The sequence below is a fragment of the Agrobacterium sp. 5Ca50 genome, assembly GCF_055381905.1.
In genome coordinates, this window is sequence record NZ_AP026441.1 from 95,789 (window position 1) to 111,830 (window position 16,042).

At 56.9% G+C, this 16,042-nt stretch carries 14 protein-coding genes; 2 read left to right on the forward strand and 12 right to left on the reverse strand.

Features of this window, described 5'->3' with window-relative positions:
• Positions 1–647: 647 nt before the first annotated feature.
• The 9 genes from ACZ5FM_RS27180 to ACZ5FM_RS27220 form a co-directional block, all read right to left on the reverse strand.
• Complete coding sequence (locus tag ACZ5FM_RS27180) at positions 648–2,087, reverse strand: NAD(P)(+) transhydrogenase (Re/Si-specific) subunit beta (RefSeq protein ID WP_464041558.1); 1,440 nt, start codon at positions 2,085–2,087, stop codon at positions 648–650.
• 19 nt (positions 2,088–2,106) lie between these two features.
• On the reverse strand, positions 2,107–3,678 hold the full coding sequence (locus ACZ5FM_RS27185; RefSeq protein ID WP_464041559.1) for a Re/Si-specific NAD(P)(+) transhydrogenase subunit alpha: 1,572 nt from the start codon (positions 3,676–3,678) through the stop codon (positions 2,107–2,109).
• Between the two features lie 118 nt (positions 3,679–3,796).
• Positions 3,797–5,884 (reverse strand): methyl-accepting chemotaxis protein McpU, encoded by a 2,088-nt coding sequence (gene mcpU, locus ACZ5FM_RS27190; RefSeq protein WP_464041560.1) that lies wholly within the window; start codon positions 5,882–5,884, stop codon positions 3,797–3,799.
• A 164-nt stretch (positions 5,885–6,048) separates the two neighbouring features.
• On the reverse strand, positions 6,049–7,290 hold the full coding sequence (locus ACZ5FM_RS27195) for an NAD(P)/FAD-dependent oxidoreductase (protein WP_464041561.1): 1,242 nt from the start codon (positions 7,288–7,290) through the stop codon (positions 6,049–6,051).
• A 6-nt stretch (positions 7,291–7,296) separates the two neighbouring features.
• Positions 7,297–7,650 carry a RidA family protein gene (locus tag ACZ5FM_RS27200; protein WP_112403143.1) on the reverse strand — a complete coding sequence of 118 codons (354 nt, stop codon included), beginning with the start codon at positions 7,648–7,650 and terminating at the stop codon, positions 7,297–7,299.
• 64 nt (positions 7,651–7,714) lie between these two features.
• Positions 7,715–8,488 carry an amino acid ABC transporter ATP-binding protein gene (locus tag ACZ5FM_RS27205; protein ID WP_112403145.1) on the reverse strand — a complete coding sequence of 258 codons (774 nt, stop codon included), beginning with the start codon at positions 8,486–8,488 and terminating at the stop codon, positions 7,715–7,717.
• Positions 8,489–8,496: 8 nt separating this feature from the next.
• A complete protein-coding gene (locus ACZ5FM_RS27210; protein WP_112403147.1) occupies positions 8,497–9,153 on the reverse strand; it encodes an amino acid ABC transporter permease in 657 nt (218 codons plus the stop codon).
• Positions 9,153–9,800, reverse strand: coding sequence for an amino acid ABC transporter permease (locus ACZ5FM_RS27215; protein WP_464041562.1), 648 nt, complete (start codon positions 9,798–9,800; stop codon positions 9,153–9,155). Before ACZ5FM_RS27215 ends, ACZ5FM_RS27210 begins: the two co-directional genes overlap by 1 nt.
• Before the next feature lie 53 nt (positions 9,801–9,853).
• Complete coding sequence (locus ACZ5FM_RS27220) at positions 9,854–10,675, reverse strand: transporter substrate-binding domain-containing protein (protein ID WP_112403151.1); 822 nt, start codon at positions 10,673–10,675, stop codon at positions 9,854–9,856.
• Positions 10,676–10,985: 310 nt separating this feature from the next.
• Here ACZ5FM_RS27220 and hisC point away from each other — a divergent pair, with 310 nt between their 5' ends.
• Positions 10,986–12,101 (forward strand): histidinol-phosphate transaminase, encoded by a 1,116-nt coding sequence (gene hisC, locus ACZ5FM_RS27225; protein WP_464041563.1) that lies wholly within the window; start codon positions 10,986–10,988, stop codon positions 12,099–12,101.
• Positions 12,102–12,137: 36 nt separating this feature from the next.
• Positions 12,138–12,878, forward strand: coding sequence for a TetR/AcrR family transcriptional regulator C-terminal domain-containing protein (locus ACZ5FM_RS27230; protein ID WP_464041564.1), 741 nt, complete (start codon positions 12,138–12,140; stop codon positions 12,876–12,878).
• Positions 12,879–12,916: 38 nt separating this feature from the next.
• Here ACZ5FM_RS27230 and ACZ5FM_RS27235 read toward each other — a convergent pair whose 3' ends face one another.
• The 3 genes from ACZ5FM_RS27235 to hutG all read right to left on the reverse strand — a co-directional run bounded on the left by ACZ5FM_RS27235 (position 12,917) and on the right by hutG (position 16,041).
• Positions 12,917–13,483, reverse strand: coding sequence for a HutD/Ves family protein (locus ACZ5FM_RS27235; RefSeq protein ID WP_464041565.1), 567 nt, complete (start codon positions 13,481–13,483; stop codon positions 12,917–12,919).
• A 69-nt stretch (positions 13,484–13,552) separates the two neighbouring features.
• Positions 13,553–15,226 (reverse strand): urocanate hydratase, encoded by a 1,674-nt coding sequence (gene hutU / locus ACZ5FM_RS27240; protein WP_464041566.1) that lies wholly within the window; start codon positions 15,224–15,226, stop codon positions 13,553–13,555.
• The gene (gene hutG / locus ACZ5FM_RS27245; RefSeq protein WP_464041567.1) at positions 15,223–16,041 is read right to left on the reverse strand and encodes an N-formylglutamate deformylase; all 819 of its coding nucleotides are present in this window, start codon (positions 16,039–16,041) and stop codon (positions 15,223–15,225) included. The genes hutU and hutG overlap by 4 nt, the downstream gene beginning before the upstream one ends.
• Between the last annotated feature and the right edge of the window lies 1 nt (position 16,042).

Sequence of the window (16,042 nt, forward strand, 5' to 3'; positions counted from 1 at the left end):
AAAGAGTCAAGGCAGCGAATTTGCTTAAAGGCTATTCCAAACACTACAAATTAGAGAATCTGCATGAGAATCAGCTGCGTAGCGACAACAAAGAAATTTTGACCCTTCCGGCGCTGCCCGGTGGATAGCGGGGACAACATGTAGATCGTCACAATGTCCTTAAGGTTTTTCTGTTGAACTGGTGGCATGACGAAGCCTCCGAGATCCAAACCGCTCCTTCGTGATACCGAAGGAACTGCTCGCTCGATGCGCGAAAATCCAAGACAAGGCCAATGCCAACGGCTGAGAAAAGCGTCCATGATCGCGGGAAGCCAACTGAGATGACAATTCACGCGATGGCCGACCCGTGATTTTCAATCGCTACACCACCTATCGGCCCGGCCTTTTCGCCCGCCTGCTTCCTTCCGGCAGATGGAAGCTCCGGCTAGACGTACTGATACTGACAGCATTCTCCCATCCGTTCGATCTCACAAAGCTTTGCGTAAGGCACCATTCCCTGCCCTATTCACTGGGACGTACGACTAGTGAGATCTCACCAGCTTCGATTTCAACCTGTGCGGCGAGCCCACAAAATCTCCCGAACGAATTTAGCTTGGGGCATGCCTCCTCCGGGGCATCGGGTCCCCCCAAGGCTTGGCGTCCCCAATCTACTCAATTGCCGTCAACAGCCGGTCGAGGCTGTTTCTCGCATCGCCATAGAACATGCGCGTATTGTCCTTGTAGAATAGCGGGTTCTCGATGCCGGAATAGCCGGTGCCCTGGCCACGCTTCGATACGAAGACCTGCTTTGCCTTCCACACCTGCAGAACCGGCATGCCAGCGATCGGCGAGTTCGGGTCCTCTTCGGCGGCTGGATTGACGATATCGTTGGAGCCGATGACGATAACAACGTCGGTATTGGGGAAATCGTCGTTGATCTCATCCATCTCCATGACGATGTCATAAGGCACCTTGGCTTCCGCCAGCAGCACGTTCATATGGCCCGGCAGACGGCCGGCGACCGGGTGGATGGCAAAACGCACCTGCTTGCCGGCGGCCCTCAGCTTGCGCGTGAGCTCCGAGACGACCTGCTGCGCCTGGGCCACCGCCATGCCGTAGCCGGGCACGATGATGACGCTGTCGGCTTCGTTCAGGGCGTTGGCGACACCTTCAGCATCGATGGCGATCTGCTCGCCTTCGATTTCCATCGCCGGACCCGTCGTGCCGCCGAAACCGCCGAGGATGACAGAGACGAAGGAGCGGTTCATCGCCTTGCACATGATGTAGGAGAGGATCGCACCCGAAGAGCCGACCAGCGCGCCGGTGACGATCAAAAGATCGTTGCCGAGCGAGAAACCGATAGCGGCGGCAGCCCAGCCCGAATAGCTGTTCAGCATCGACACGACCACCGGCATGTCGGCGCCGCCGATGCCCATGATCAGGTGATAGCCTATGAAGAAGGCGAGAAGCGTCATCAGGACCAGCGTCCAGATGCCGGCACCGTTGAAGAACATCACCATGAGGATCAGCGAAGCGATGGCCGCGCCTGCATTGAGGAAGTGGCCGCCGGGCAGTTTCTTCGCCTTGCCATCGACCTTGCCGGCAAGCTTGCCGAAGGCGATGACCGAACCGGTGAAGGTCACGGCGCCGATGAACACGCCAAGGAAAACCTCGACCTTGAGGATGGCGATTTCCACCAGATCCTTGTGTGCCAGCTTATCGGCAAAGCCCGCCAGTGTCGAAAGATCACCGCCTGCGCCCTTCAGGGCTAGAACCGTGCCGAGTTCCAGTTCGGCATTATAGCCGATGAACACGGCGGCCAGACCGACGAAGGAATGCAGCGCCGCGACAAGCTGCGGCATGTCCGTCATCTGCACGCGGGCAGCGACGTAATACCCCATGACCGCGCCACCGGCGATCATCAGAACGATGATGAACCAGTTGCCGACACCCGGGCCGAAGACCGTGGCCGCAGCCGCCAGCGCCATGCCGACAATACCGTATAGGACGGCGCGCTTAGCGCTTTCCTGGCCGGACAGGCCGCCGAGGGAAAGGATGAAGAGAACAGCAGCGGCGATGTAAGCCGCAGATACTATACCGATAGTCATTGTCTTTTCCCTTCCCCGATCACGACTTCTGGAACATGGCGAGCATGCGCCGTGTTACGAGGAAGCCGCCGACGATGTTGATCGTCGCGATCAGCACGGACAGAGACGCCAGAATCACCACCAGCCAGTTGCTGGAGCCGATCTGCAAAAGCGCGCCCAGGATGACGATGCCGGAAATGGCATTCGTCACCGCCATCAGCGGGGTATGCAGCGAATGGCTGACATTCCAGATCACCGAGAAGCCGATGAAGCAGGAAAGGACGAAGACGATCAAATGGCTCATGAAGCTTTCCGGCGCATAGGCACCGACGACCAGCAGCAGCGCCGTGGACACGACCAGCAGGCCGGCCTGGTTGCGGGTTTGCGCCTTGAACGCGGCAATTTCCTTGGCGCGTTTTTCTTCCGGTGTTGGCTCCTTCACCTTTTCCTTCGGCTTGGCAGCTGCGATCGCCTGGATCTTCGGCGGTGGCGGCGGGAAGGTGATCTCGCCCTGATAGGCGACCGTTGCACCACGGATGACGTCGTCTTCCATGTTGTGCACGATCGCACCGTCCTTGGCCGGTGTCAGGTCGGTCATCATATGGCGGATATTTGTCGAATACAGCGTCGAGGCCTGAGCGGCCATGCGGCTCTGGAAGTCGGTATAGCCGACGACGGTCACGCCATTTTCCGACACGATCTTCTGATCGGCAACCGTCAGGTCGCAATTGCCGCCGCGCTCGGCGGCAAGGTCGATCACGACCGAACCCGGCTTCATCGCGGCAACCATATCGGCGAGCCACAGCTTCGGCGCATCACGACCTGGGATAAGCGCCGTGGTGATGACGATGTCGATTTCGGGCGCCAGCTCGCGGAACTTCGCCAGCTGCTTTTCGCGGAACTCCGGCGACGAGGGAGCCGCATATCCACCGGCGGCAGCGCCGTCCTGGCTTGCCTCAAACTCGAGATAGACGAATTGTGCACCCATCGATTCGATCTGCTCGGCCACTTCCGGGCGAACGTCGAACGCATAGGTGATTGCGCCAAGCGAGGTTGCCGTGCCGATGGCGGCAAGGCCGGCTACGCCGGCACCGATCACCAGAACCTTGGCCGGCGGCACTTTGCCCGCAGCCGTCACCTGGCCGGTAAAGAAGCGACCGAAATTGTTGCCCGCCTCGATAACGGCGCGGTAACCGGCGATATTGGCCATCGACGACAGTGCATCCATTTTCTGGGCGCGGCTGATGCGCGGCACCATGTCCATGGCGATGACATTGGCGCCGGTTCCCTTGGCCTGTTCAAGCAGGTCCTTGTTCTGCGCGGGATAGAAGAAGGAGATCAGCGTCTTGCCGGCAGACAGATGCCCGACTTCCGAGGTTTCCGGTGGCCGCACCTTGGCAATAACATCAGCCGCCGAAAACAGCGCCTTGGCGTCATCGACAACGGTGACACCCGCTGCACGATAGGCATCATCCGAAAAGCCCGCTGCTCTGCCAGCACCAGTCTCGATCAAGCAATGGTAGCCGAGCTTTTGCATCTGGACAGCGCTGTCCGGCGTCATCGCGACCCGCGCCTCCCCTGGATGAACCTCCCGGGGTGATCCAAACTTCATGACTTATCCTCCAAAGTTGAGTGGATGGAGACGGGGGAATGCCAGCTACCCTTCTCGCGATTTAAACGAAAGCGCTCCCTCTCGAGACGCGCCCTTTTTTTGGCCAGACCTGAGACATTCAGGCAGCACGACCCCATGTCTTTTCCGCAACCGCCGTAGTTTCTAAAAGAAACTGGTCGAGCAATGCTTTGAGCGCACTTGCTTCTGTTGCTAAGCCATGGCTGGCAGCAGTCTGCTCTTCCACCATAGCCGCGTTCTGTTGTGTATTCTGATCCATCGTATTGATCGCAGTGTTGATCTCGGTCAGGCCTGTCGATTGCTCGCGGGTGGACGTAACAATGGCGCTGACATGGGCGTTGATTTCCTGCACCTCGGCTACGATTGTCTCCAACGCACGCCCGGTCTGGCCGACAAGCGCCACGCCGGACTGAACCTGGGCACCAGAAGAGGTTATCAACGTCTTGATCTCGCGAGCCGCATTCGCGGAACGCTGGGCAAGTTCACGCACTTCCTGCGCCACCACAGCGAAACCCTTGCCTGCTTCACCGGCACGGGCCGCCTCCACACCAGCATTAAGCGCCAGAAGGTTGGTCTGGAAGGCGATATCGTCGATCACACCGATGATGTTTTCGATCTCACTTGAGGATTTCTCGATCCCTTCCATTGCATTCACCGCTTGGCGTACAACGTTGCCCGAATTTTCGGCATTGCATCTGGCCCGGCTCACCAACTTGCCCACTTCCTCGGCGCGCTGTGCGGAATCGCGCACAGTTATGGTTATCTGTTCAAGGGCGGCGGCGGTTTCTTCGACCGATGCAGCCTGCTGTTCCGTGCGGTGAGCCAGATCGTCGGCCGCATTGCGGATTTCATTGGCCCCGGAATCGATGGCTGTGGCATTTTCGCCTACCGCCAACAGCGTGCTGTTGAGATTCGCAATGGAGTCGTTAAAGTCGCTGCGAAGACGGTCGAGATGAGGAACAAAAGGTGTGACAATGCGGTGTCGCAAATTTCCCTGCGAGAGCTGGGCCAACCCTTCGGCCAGAGCATCGACTGCCTGTTGCGTAGTGGCCGCATCACGGGCGGCGGCTGCCTCGCGCTCGTGGCGTTCCTGCTCGGAGAGCGAACGGGTATGTTCTGCAGCACCCTCAAGCCGCATACGTTCCTGTGCATTGGTACGGAAAACCGCCACTGCTGCGGCCATCGAGCCAATCTGATCGGAACGCTTTTCACCTGGAATGGCGACATCGAGCTTGCCCCGAGCCAGCTTTTCCATCGCAGCAGTCATCTGGGTGACTGGATTGATGACCAGACGACCAAGAAGAAACGTCAGGAAGGCAATCATTGCTGCCACGGCCAGCACGGTCGCAAGTGTCGCGGCAACGCGGAACTCGTTGATAGACGCATAGGCCTTGTCGGCATCAACAACAAAGCCGATATACCATTCGACGCTCGGCAGTCCGCTGACTGGCACAAAACTTACCAGCGCACGTTTGCCTGCCATTTCGGTAAAGATCACATCTTGCGACACAATAGGTTCGTCAAATGGCAGCATGCTGCTCATGGGTTTGTTTGCAAGTGCCGCATCGGGATGGATCAGGATCTGGCCACCTTTGTTGACGAGAAAAGCAAAGCTCCCATCACCAAGATTGATAGAGTTGATGATTTCAATCAGTGTGGTCAGAGTAACATCTGTTGCGGCCATGCCAGCCAGCTTGCCATCACGCTTGACAGGAACGGCAACGCTGACAACCAGATCGCCGGTCGCGGCATCGATATAGGGCTCCGTCAGCACGGTCGTGTCGGCTTTTGCCGTGGTCTGGTACCATGGACGCTTGCGCGGGTCATAGCCGTCGGGCATCGGGGTTTCGGGCCAGTTGGTAAAGCGGCCATTTTCATCGCCGAAAGCAGTCGATCTGAATTCCTTCAGAAGCCTGTCATTGAACAGCGCGGCCTCCATGGCGGCCTGATCGGGTGCCTTGGCAATGGCCGCAGCCACAAATTCTGTGAGAATGACGCGGCCGTTCAGCCAGTTGGCGATGCTGTGGGCAGCTTGCTTGCCAGAGGACTGGATATTGCTCTCCACTGCTTGCGTTGTTGCGCTGTATTGCAGACTATCAATGTAGCTAGAGAAACCGGCAAAAGCCGCCACAACGACAAGCGAGGCGGCAACCAGTATACGTGTCATGAGATTTGATTTACGAGACATGGAAAGCCCTTCAGATGCGCGGCAGCGAGCACAGCAGCGCCCGGTCATTACCGGTAAGATAACGGGACATGCCCCCAGGGGCGTCGTAATCCACACGCATCATGCGGCTTCTTCATAGTCACTTCTAAAACTGGCAGGAATTTCAAACGCGGTGAGAGACGCGCTTACTGGAAGCGCGCCGGAGAAAATCTTGAAGACAGCGCGTTTGAAGGCTTACCAGATATCTCGCCCACCAAGACCTGTGCCGTGGACGGCCCTAGTGTAAAGCCGTGATGACCATGGCCAAAGTTGCACCAGATGCCGTCTGTGCCATGCAACTTGCCAATGACGGGCAACATGTCAGGCATGCAGGGTCTCCAGCCCGCCCAGGGTTCATGTTCGACCGGGCTTCCCAGATCCAGCACTTCACGTGCCGACTTCTCACCCCGTTCCAGTTGCTTCGAGGTTTTGGGTGCATTCGGAAAACGCGCAATTTCCGCACCCGTTGTCAGCCGCAGGCCCTGCCTCATGGGGCAATACAGAACCGCCGCTGCCACATCGAAAAGCGGACGGGTGGGGAGAGAAGGAGCATCATAATGACGGTGATAACCGCGCTTGTATATCATCGGGAAGACATGCCCGAAGCGGCGCAACAAGTTTGGCGACCAGCTTCCGAGAGCTACCACAACCTGCTCGCCGCTCGCCATACCGCCATCGTTCAACGTCACCTGCCAGCCTGCCCCCGATGAGACGAGCGTTGTGGCATCTCCCTGTACGAGGCTACCGCCCCGGCTCTGAAAGAGATCGGCATAAGCCCGCACCAACGCCGCAGGGTCGACGCAACTGCGGCTTGCACGCCAATGAATAGCTCCGGCGAAATCCCGTTGCAGCACGGGTTCTTCTTTCCGCAAGTCTGCGTTGTCGAGGATTGTGGTCTGTATTCCATACTCGCTCGTTAAACGCTCTGCGTTCCGTGCGTCCTTGTCGAACGCTGACGCACCCCGATGCATCTGGATGTATCCTGTTCGTCTGATGAGCGCCTCGGCTCCGGACGCCTGGATGAGTTGATCGTGGGTTATGCCGGAGGGTTCGATGATGGTGCGGTAGACAGATGAAATCTCCCGATGCCGACGAGGTGCCGAGTTCAGAAAATACCCTGCCAGCGAGCTGGCAGCAGCGGGAAGAGCAGCCAACTGGTAGTTTACGGAGTTATCCAGCCCGAAGGCCAGACGGATCAGGCCCAAGGGATCGCGTGGAAAGCCGTAGGGTTCTGTGGCTTCAACCTGGATAATTCCTGCGTTCCCGTAACTGGCCTCACAGGCTGAGGGATTACGGTCCACTACAGTGACGTGATGCCCGCATTCCTGCAAAGCCAACGCGGTCGTCACGCCAACCATGCCCGCGCCGAGAACGATAAAGTCAGTCATGTGCGATCACAATTCCTGCGCCTGGGCGATAACCGTAATTTCGATCAGTGCATCAAGCACCAGATCAGTGACGATCGTGGTTCTTGTCGGTAGTTCACCTTCTGCGAAAAATGTCCGGTATGCCTGGTTGAAGCCTGCAAAATCATGTTTGTGAACCAGATAGCAGGCGCAAGAAACGATATCCCGGCGCGAAAGGCCAATGTTGGCAAGCGTGGTTTCTATCCGGTTCAGGGTGGTCTCTGTTTGCTGGACAATATCGCCGCCGATCTGGCCTGACGCGTCAAAGCCAAGCTCTCCCGACAGATACACCGTATTGCCGACACGGCGGAGCGGCGAAAATGGCAGTGTTGATGTTGTCATTCTGATTTGTCTTTCTTGTCTATGTCTTCACGAAATCTGCCGTTGCGGTGACTTCGAACCGCGTTCAGATGTCATTACGTTCATGATAGCTGTGAAGGAACGCTTCCAGACGAGGGTCCGAAGGGTTTCTGAAAATCTCGGACGGACTTCCGGTGGCAACCATTTTTCCTGAGACCATGAAGGCCACCTGATCGGCGACATGCGAGGCGAAACCCATTTCATGGGTGACGACAACCATGGTCATACCTTCCGCTGCAAGTGTCTTCATCACCTGCAGAACTTCACCGATGAGTTCAGGGTCAAGCGCGGATGTAGGCTCATCAAACAGCATCAGCCGAGGCTGGATTGCAATGGCGCGTGCGATTGCCACCCGCTGCTGCTGTCCGCCCGACAGGCGGCTCGGATAGTTCTCACCTTTGTCTGAGAGACCGACCTTGGTCAGGGCCTCCATGGCCTTTTCCTTCGCCTCGCGAGCGGACAGGCCACGCACTTGCACAAGCGGTTCCGCAACATTCTGCAGCGCCGTCATGTGGGGCCACAGATTGAATTGCTGGAAGACCATTCCGATCTTGCGGCGCATTTCGCGCAGTCTCGCAGTGGACATTTTAGGACCACCGGGGCTGTCATAGCCTATCAGTTCGCCATCGATACGCACTTCACCGGAGTCATATTGCTCCAGAAAATTGATACAGCGGAGCAACGTGGATTTGCCCGATCCGGATGGACCGATAAGGCAGGTCACCTTGCCGGGCGGAACATGAAGCGAGACTTCATGCAGCGCCCTAAAGGTGCCGAAGCTTTTTGAGACCTTCAAAAGGTTAGCAGAAGACATGGACATAAGGGTTCTCACTTAATCAGATAATGGGTGACACGGTTTTCGAGCATCCGCCCGAAACGCGATATGGCCTCAACGAAAATCCAGAAAAAGAGCGCCAGTGCGAGGTTCGCTTCAACGAAAGCGAAAGTCTCTGCTGACATGGTCTGCACCTGGTACAGGAGTTCCGGCACGGTAACGACCGACAGGATGACGGTTTCCTTTGTGAGGATAATCGCAAAGTTGGTCAAAGCCGGTAGTGTCGAAACTAGCAGGATCGGGATCATGATGCGGCGAATGATGCTTGCTTCCGAAAAACTCATCGCCCTGGCGGCCTCGATCTGTCCATGAGGGACCGACTGAAAACCGGCACGGAATATTTCTGCGAAATATGGGCTTCCATAGATGATCAGGCCAACGAGACCTGCTTCAAGACTTCCCAGCCGCAAGCCCAAATGGGGACCACCATAATATAGCAAAAAGAGCTGTACGAGAAACGGTGTACCTCGAATAACCTCGATATAGGTCTGCAAGAGTGCCCGAACAAAGCCGTTCGAGTAGCGTTGTATGATGGCGATCGTGAACCCTACAACTGCGCCGCCGACTGTGCCTATTGCCCAACACAGGATCGTCATTCCGAAACCAGACAAGAGCGCCGGACCGTATTCAATGAAGAGGTTGATATCCATCAGATCGCGCTCCTTTTTTCAAGAAAACGCCCAAGTAGCGCGAGGGAGAGATTGATAAAGAGATAGACCGCAGCGGCCGAACTGAAGATTTCAAGCGGACGATAGGTTGCGGAAGACAAGGCCTGGCTCGTTCGGGTCAACTCTGTGATGCCGACAAGCGAAACCAGGGACGAGGCTTTCACCAGCAAGATCAGTTCATTGATGAGTGCTGGGAGGGAAATCCTAAACGCCTGCGGTAGAATGATCCGTGTCCAGATCCGCGTTGGCGCAAACCCGAGCGTGACCGCCGCTTCGCGCTGTCCCGGCGGAATCGCGTTGATCGCACCACGCAGGTATTCTGCGACATAGGCTGACGAACATAAACCGACTGTGCCGACGGCAGCCACCATCGCTGGAACGTTTAAACCGATTACCGGGAGCATATAGTAGAATAGAAGAAGCTGAACGAGCAGCGGTACGCCGCGGAAGAAGCTCGTGTAGATAGCGCTCGCCGTACGGATACTACGGATCGGCGATATTCTGGCCGCACAGAGCACAGCGCCAAGAACAAGCCCGATGGCCACTCCAAGGACTGAAACCAGAAGTGTCAGCCGCGCAGCCCAGAGCAACTGGGGTAGATTGTCGATGATGACCTGAAATGAGAACATTGTCGCCTCCCGACTGACGGGCAGCTATAAAGCTGCCCGTGACGAAGTCTCTATTACTTGACGTCCGGAAAAGTCTTCGGCAGCTCGATGACCTGTCCGAACCACTTCTTTTGAATCTCGCCAAGTCGTCCGTCGTCCTGCAGCTTGATCAGAATGGCGTTGATTTCCGTGACCAGAGTGGCGCTCTTTTCTCCCTTGCGTGCTGCCCAGGCGTAGTAGGATTTTTCACCGAACGGTGGGCTGACGGTTGAGAAAAGTTCTGGACGCTTGGAGGCGGCGTAAGCACCAAGCGGCGCGCCGTTGGCAACAGCATCAATCCGCCCTGCGGCGAGATCGGCATAGGCATCTTCGGTAGAGGCATATTCCTTGACCGTCACATCTTTGAGCTTGGCTGCAAACGCCTTCAACTCGCCAAGTTCTGCCGAGCCCTTCTGCGCAGCAATCGTCTTGCCTGTGATGTCTTCAGGCTTTTTGATCGTATCATCGCCAGTGCGCTTGACCAGCCCAACGGTCGCGTCGGAAATCGGAAGAGTAAAGGTATAGCGCTCCATACGCTCATGCGTGATCGTGACCGGAGCATTCGTCATGTCGAATTTGCCAGCTTCCAGGCCTGGAAGCACAGCCGTCCATGGAAGGTCCTGGTATTCAGGCTTAACACCCAGTTCTGAAGTTACGAGATCCGCCAGATCGCGGCAGAAGCCTTCGTACTTGCCATTCACAAGCATATCGAAAGGTGGGTAAAGCATTTCGGTTGCGAAATGGATTTTACCGCTCGCCTTGATGTCGGCGAGTTGGTCGGCATGCGCGGATGAAAAACCGATGGCGACCCCGGCAAGGCAGATTGCCGCAGTTTTCACGAATGTTGAAATGCCCATTATGGCGCTCCCTATTGTTGTGAGGGCACTGATGCATCACTTCGCGCGCCCTTATTCGCGAAATGGTCTTTCTCAAAAAAATCACTTTCCTTTTCCCAGAATGATTTTTTTGTTCACTGGCCAATTGATATTATGTATATACCTATTATTCTGTCAATGATGTATTTCTGACTTCGCAATTTTCCCCGGTACCCGGCAGGGGCGACCGCTTGAATGGCGAAACCAGATGTTGTGGCAGGCAAAACTCCTGCTTGGCATGGGAGTGCATCGGAATGAACAACCGGAACGTCATCTTGTGGAAGGTCCAGACATGTCACTAATCGAGGAAAATGCCCTCAAGTCCCGCCCGGAAGTCGCGGCACTTCCTGCATACAATGCCGGAATAACGGCATCTGTCGCCAGGCGGGTCAGCGGGCGGCAGGATGTTGCAGCACTTGCAAGCAATGAGAATCCATACGGTGTTTCACCTGCCGTCACGGCAGCGCTTAGTGGCGTAGACCCTTCCCGCTACAGTGATTCAGCCGCATCGACATTGCGCCATGCCCTGTCAGATAAGCTGGGCGTCGGTATTGAGCGGATCACCTGCGGCAACGGGTCCGAGGAACTGATCGCAGCACTCTCCCGAGCCTATCTGCAAAAGGGTGATGTCGTCCTGACCGTATCCCCCAGCTTCGGGCTTCATGAGATAGAGCCGATGGCAGCGGGTGCACGGGTCGTAAAAGTGCCTATGACGGATAAGCTTGAATTCAATATCGACGCTCTGGAAGAGCAGCTTGCCCGGCGACCGAAGATCGTCTTTATCTCTTCTCCCTCCAATCCTGTCGGTGTAGCCCTTGCACTGCCAGAACTTGAACGACTTCTAGACGCAACGTTGCCCGGAACCCTTTTCGTTCTGGACGAGGCTTACTTCGAACTCATCGATTCCGACTATCCCGATGGTCTGAAGGTGCTGCAAAACCGCACGGGCCTTTCCTGGGTCGTGCTGCGCACCTTCTCCAAGGCCTATGGTCTGGCCGGTCTGCGTGTGGGGTATGGTGTTGCCTCGGATGCCGGCATTGCCCGCGCCATGCGCTCGACACTCACGCCATTTAACGTCAACTCCGTTGCACAGGCGGCGGCGACTGCTGCCTTGCAGGATGAAGAGTGGATGCAAAATGTCACTGCAAGAATCAAGGCCGATAGGGTCATTCTCACAGAACGCTTGCGTAAAATGGGCGTTCGCGTCGTTCCATCCCAGACCAATTTCCTGTTTCTCGATCTGGGAAAAGATGCCGCAACCGTGGCGAAAGCCTTGCTTCAGAAGGGAATCATCGTCAAACCCTGGATGGAGGCGAATTACACCAACTTCCTGAGAGTCAGTATTGGAACGGCAAAAGACAATGACAGATTTGCTCAGGAACTCGAACTGCTCCTCGCACTCACATAGTCACAACGGATGACAGTGTCGAAGAAGGATTCTATCTTGAAAAAACGTCCCCTTGGCCGCGCTGCGGCCATCGGGCTCACCCGCGAGCGTATCGTCGAGGAAGCCATTGCCCTCATCGATGATGAGGGTCTGACAGGATTTTCAGTGCGTGCGCTTGCGCGCCGCCTGCAGGTTTATCCAACCGCTCTATATTGGCATGTCGGTGGCGCGAAGGCGGATCTTTTCGCTGAAATTTCCGGCTCACTGATCGCAACTCTGGTCATGCCGGACGAAATTTCGGACGACTGGCGTGAAACGATCAGGATACTGTTCAGGCGCTTTCGCGCGCGCATTCATGAGCACCCACGGGCAGCACCTCTATTGGGACCGCATATCCGCTCCAATGGAGCACCAAACGCTCCGTGGGTTGAGGTCATCCTGCACGCACTGACCAAAGCAGGTTTTGACGGACAGGGTCTGATCAACGCGTTCAACGCTATAGTCGGCGCGCTTGAAGGTTACGTCACCATCGAGCTCGCCGCAGACAGTGCAGTTCCGGGCTCGGAGTGGATTACAGCCTTTGACAAGGGGCTGGAAGACCTCGACCGGAAGGAATTTCCGCTTGTTACGCAGCACCTGCCGCAGATGTACAACCGGGCATTCGTCATGCGCTGGCAAAATGGCGAAGCCGCCCCTCTCGATGATGGATATGACTTTTTGCTCGAAACCCTCATTCTGGGTCTTGAGGCACAGGTCAGGAATAACCGGGAAACGCAGCCACAAATCCGGAGTCTGTGAGGTTCATACAGAACCAGGCAGACTCCGGCGTCTCGCGCTCAGACCGGGGTGATGCGGATCAGGAAGGAATCCACCGGCATATCGGAGGTGATCGTCATGGTGCCGTCCAGTATGGCGCAATCGAGCGCGTCAAGTTCCTCTGCATGATCTCCATGGCCGATCCGCAGATGGCCGAGAACGAGAAGCAGCGTGACACCACCATCGGCATAAAGGTCATGCTGGCCCTCGAATGTCCGCCGCTCCACCTTATGCGTCCATTGTCCGCGCCGGGTCATGATGTTGAGATCGGTGATGGTGCCCGCTACAAGGCGAGCGGATGTTGCAGCATCGGCGGGAAAGGCCAGTGGCTCCGATGCCCGGGTTAACACGACAGGCTGGCGCCCGGCAATATCGAGTTCCATCCCCTCGCCTTCAAGGATCGACAGGGTGCGATCTATCCCGGAAAATACAGAGAAAGGCCCGTCGCTTGCGACCGTTGCCATGCTGACGCGCCAGCCAAATTCAGACAGATCGGCATCCGGTGGAAAAACTGCGATCTCTGTTGTCTCACCGCCACCATTCTTCCATGGCATGCGTCGATGGTCATTGTTGCGCAGTATCTTCATGGTAGCGGCCCAAATGTTTTGACACGGTCGGCCGGGCTTCAAACCATAGCTCGAAGCCCGGGTTTTTGTTTACTTACCGAGAATGCCCGGCAGACGCAGGCCCTTTTCCTTCGCGCAATCGAGCGCGATATCATAGCCCGCATCGGCATGGCGCATGACGCCGGTTGCTGGGTCGTTCCAGAGAACGCGGTCGAGACGGCGCGCTGCATCATCCGTGCCATCGGCGCAGATGACAACACCGGAATGCTGACTGAAGCCCATGCCGACACCGCCGCCGTGATGCAACGAAACCCATGTTGCGCCGGATGCTGTGTTGAGTAGCGCATTTAGCAATGGCCAGTCGGACACGGCATCAGAGCCGTCCTTCATCGCCTCGGTTTCGCGGTTCGGCGAGGCGACAGACCCGCTATCGAGATGGTCACGACCGATGACGACCGGAGCAGAGAGCTCACCACTCCTGACCATTTCGTTGAATGCCAGGCCGAGGCGGTGACGATCGCCGAGACCGACCCAGCAAATGCGTGCCGGAAGACCCTGAAACGCAATGCGTTCCGCAGCCATGTCAAGCCAGTTGTGAAGATGCTTGTTGCCCGGTGTCAGTTCCTTCACCTTGGCATCTGTCTTGCGGATATCTTCCGGATCGCCAGACAGCGCCGCCCAGCGGAATGGACCGATGCCACGGCAAAACAGCGGACGGATATAGGCTGGCACGAAGCCAGGGAATGCAAAGGCGTTTTCGAGACCTTCTTCCTTGGCGACTTGGCGGATGTTGTTGCCATAATCGAAGGTGGGGATGCCCATGTCCTGGAACGCGATCATCGCCTCGACATGTTCGCGCATCGAGGCGCGGGCAGCCTTTTCGACAGCTTTCGGATCGCTTACGCGCTTTTCTTTCCACTCGGCCATTGTCCAGCCCTTTGGCAGGTAGCCGTTGATCGGGTCGTGCGCCGAGGTCTGGTCGGTGACCATATCGGGGCGAATACCACGGCGAACCATTTCGGGAAGGATTTCTGCAGCATTGCCCAGCAGACCAACGGATTTGGCTTCACCAGCCTTAGTCCAGCGGTCGATCATCGCCAGCGCTTCATCGAGCGTTTCGGCCTTTTCGTCGATGTAGCGGGTGCGCAGACGGAAATCGATCGAATCGGGATTGCATTCAATGGCAAGGCAGCAGGCACCGGCCATCACGGCGGCAAGTGGCTGGGCGCCGCCCATGCCGCCAAGGCCGCCGGTCAGAACCCATTTGCCTGTGAGATCGCCGTTATAGTGCTGACGACCGGCCTCGACGAAGGTTTCGTAGGTGCCCTGCACGATGCCCTGGCTGCCGATATAGATCCACGAACCGGCGGTCATCTGGCCATACATTGCCAGACCCTTCTTATCCAGTTCGTTGAAATGGTCCCAGGTTGCCCAGTGTGGCACGAGGTTGGAATTGGCGATCAGCACGCGTGGTGCATCCTTGTGGGTGCGGAACACGCCGACAGGCTTGCCGGACTGCACCATCAAGGTTTCGTCTTCGTTGAGGTCGCGCAGCGTGTCGACGATCTTGTCGAAATCCGCCCATGTGCGGGCAGCGCGGCCAATGCCGCCGTAGACCACCAGCTCATGCGGGTTTTCTGCGACCTCCGGATCGAGATTGTTCATCAGCATCCGAAGCGGTGCTTCGGTCATCCAGGATTTTGCGGTCAGTTCTGTCCCGCGAGCGGCGCGGACGTCGCGGATATTGTGACGAGGATTGGTCATTTTGTTCCCTTTTTCGTATTTGCCAATGTCAGCGCTGCTGTTTCGATGCGCGTGAGAATGTCTTTGAGGTGAATGCGAAGCTGTTCCGCCTTGCTTTCGTCGTACGCGAAGGGCGGTGTCTCAGTGATCAGATGGGTGGCTTGCGCCAGTTCCATCTGGATTGCATGAACTCTGGTTTCGGGCTGACCATAATGCCGCGTCGTCCAGCCGCCCTTGAAGCGGCCGTTCAGAATGCTGGTATATCCCTGTGCATTCGAAACGACATCGATAGTTGCATCCTGAATTGTGAGGTCGCAGGTTTTGCCCGAATCTGTGCCAATGTTGAAATCGGGCAATGTGCCTTCGAACAGGAACGGGATGCCCGACCGGATCGAATGGCAATCATAGAGCACCGCAACGCCGTGGATTGCCTTCACCCGCTCGATCTCGGCAGCAAGTGCTGCGTGATAAGGCGCATGGAACCCGGCCAGGCGGGATGCGATGTCCGTTTCGGTCGGCTCCTCGCCATCCTTCCAGATTGCGACGCCATCGAAATCCGTATCAGGCACAAGCCCGGTCGTATTCTGACCGGGATAGAGACTGTTCCCGGCGGGGTCACGATTGGCATCGATGACATAGCGATGGAATGTGGCGCGCACCGTCGTCACATCCGGCAACAGGCCATCGTAGAGATGATGGATATGCCAGTCGGTGTCGGCGAGAACCCGTCCGTTGTCGTTCAGCCGCTCCCATATCGCGGGCGGAACATCCGTACCGGTGTGGGGAAAGCCAAGAATAACGGGGGAACTACCCCGTCTGACTTCAAAGACGCTCACC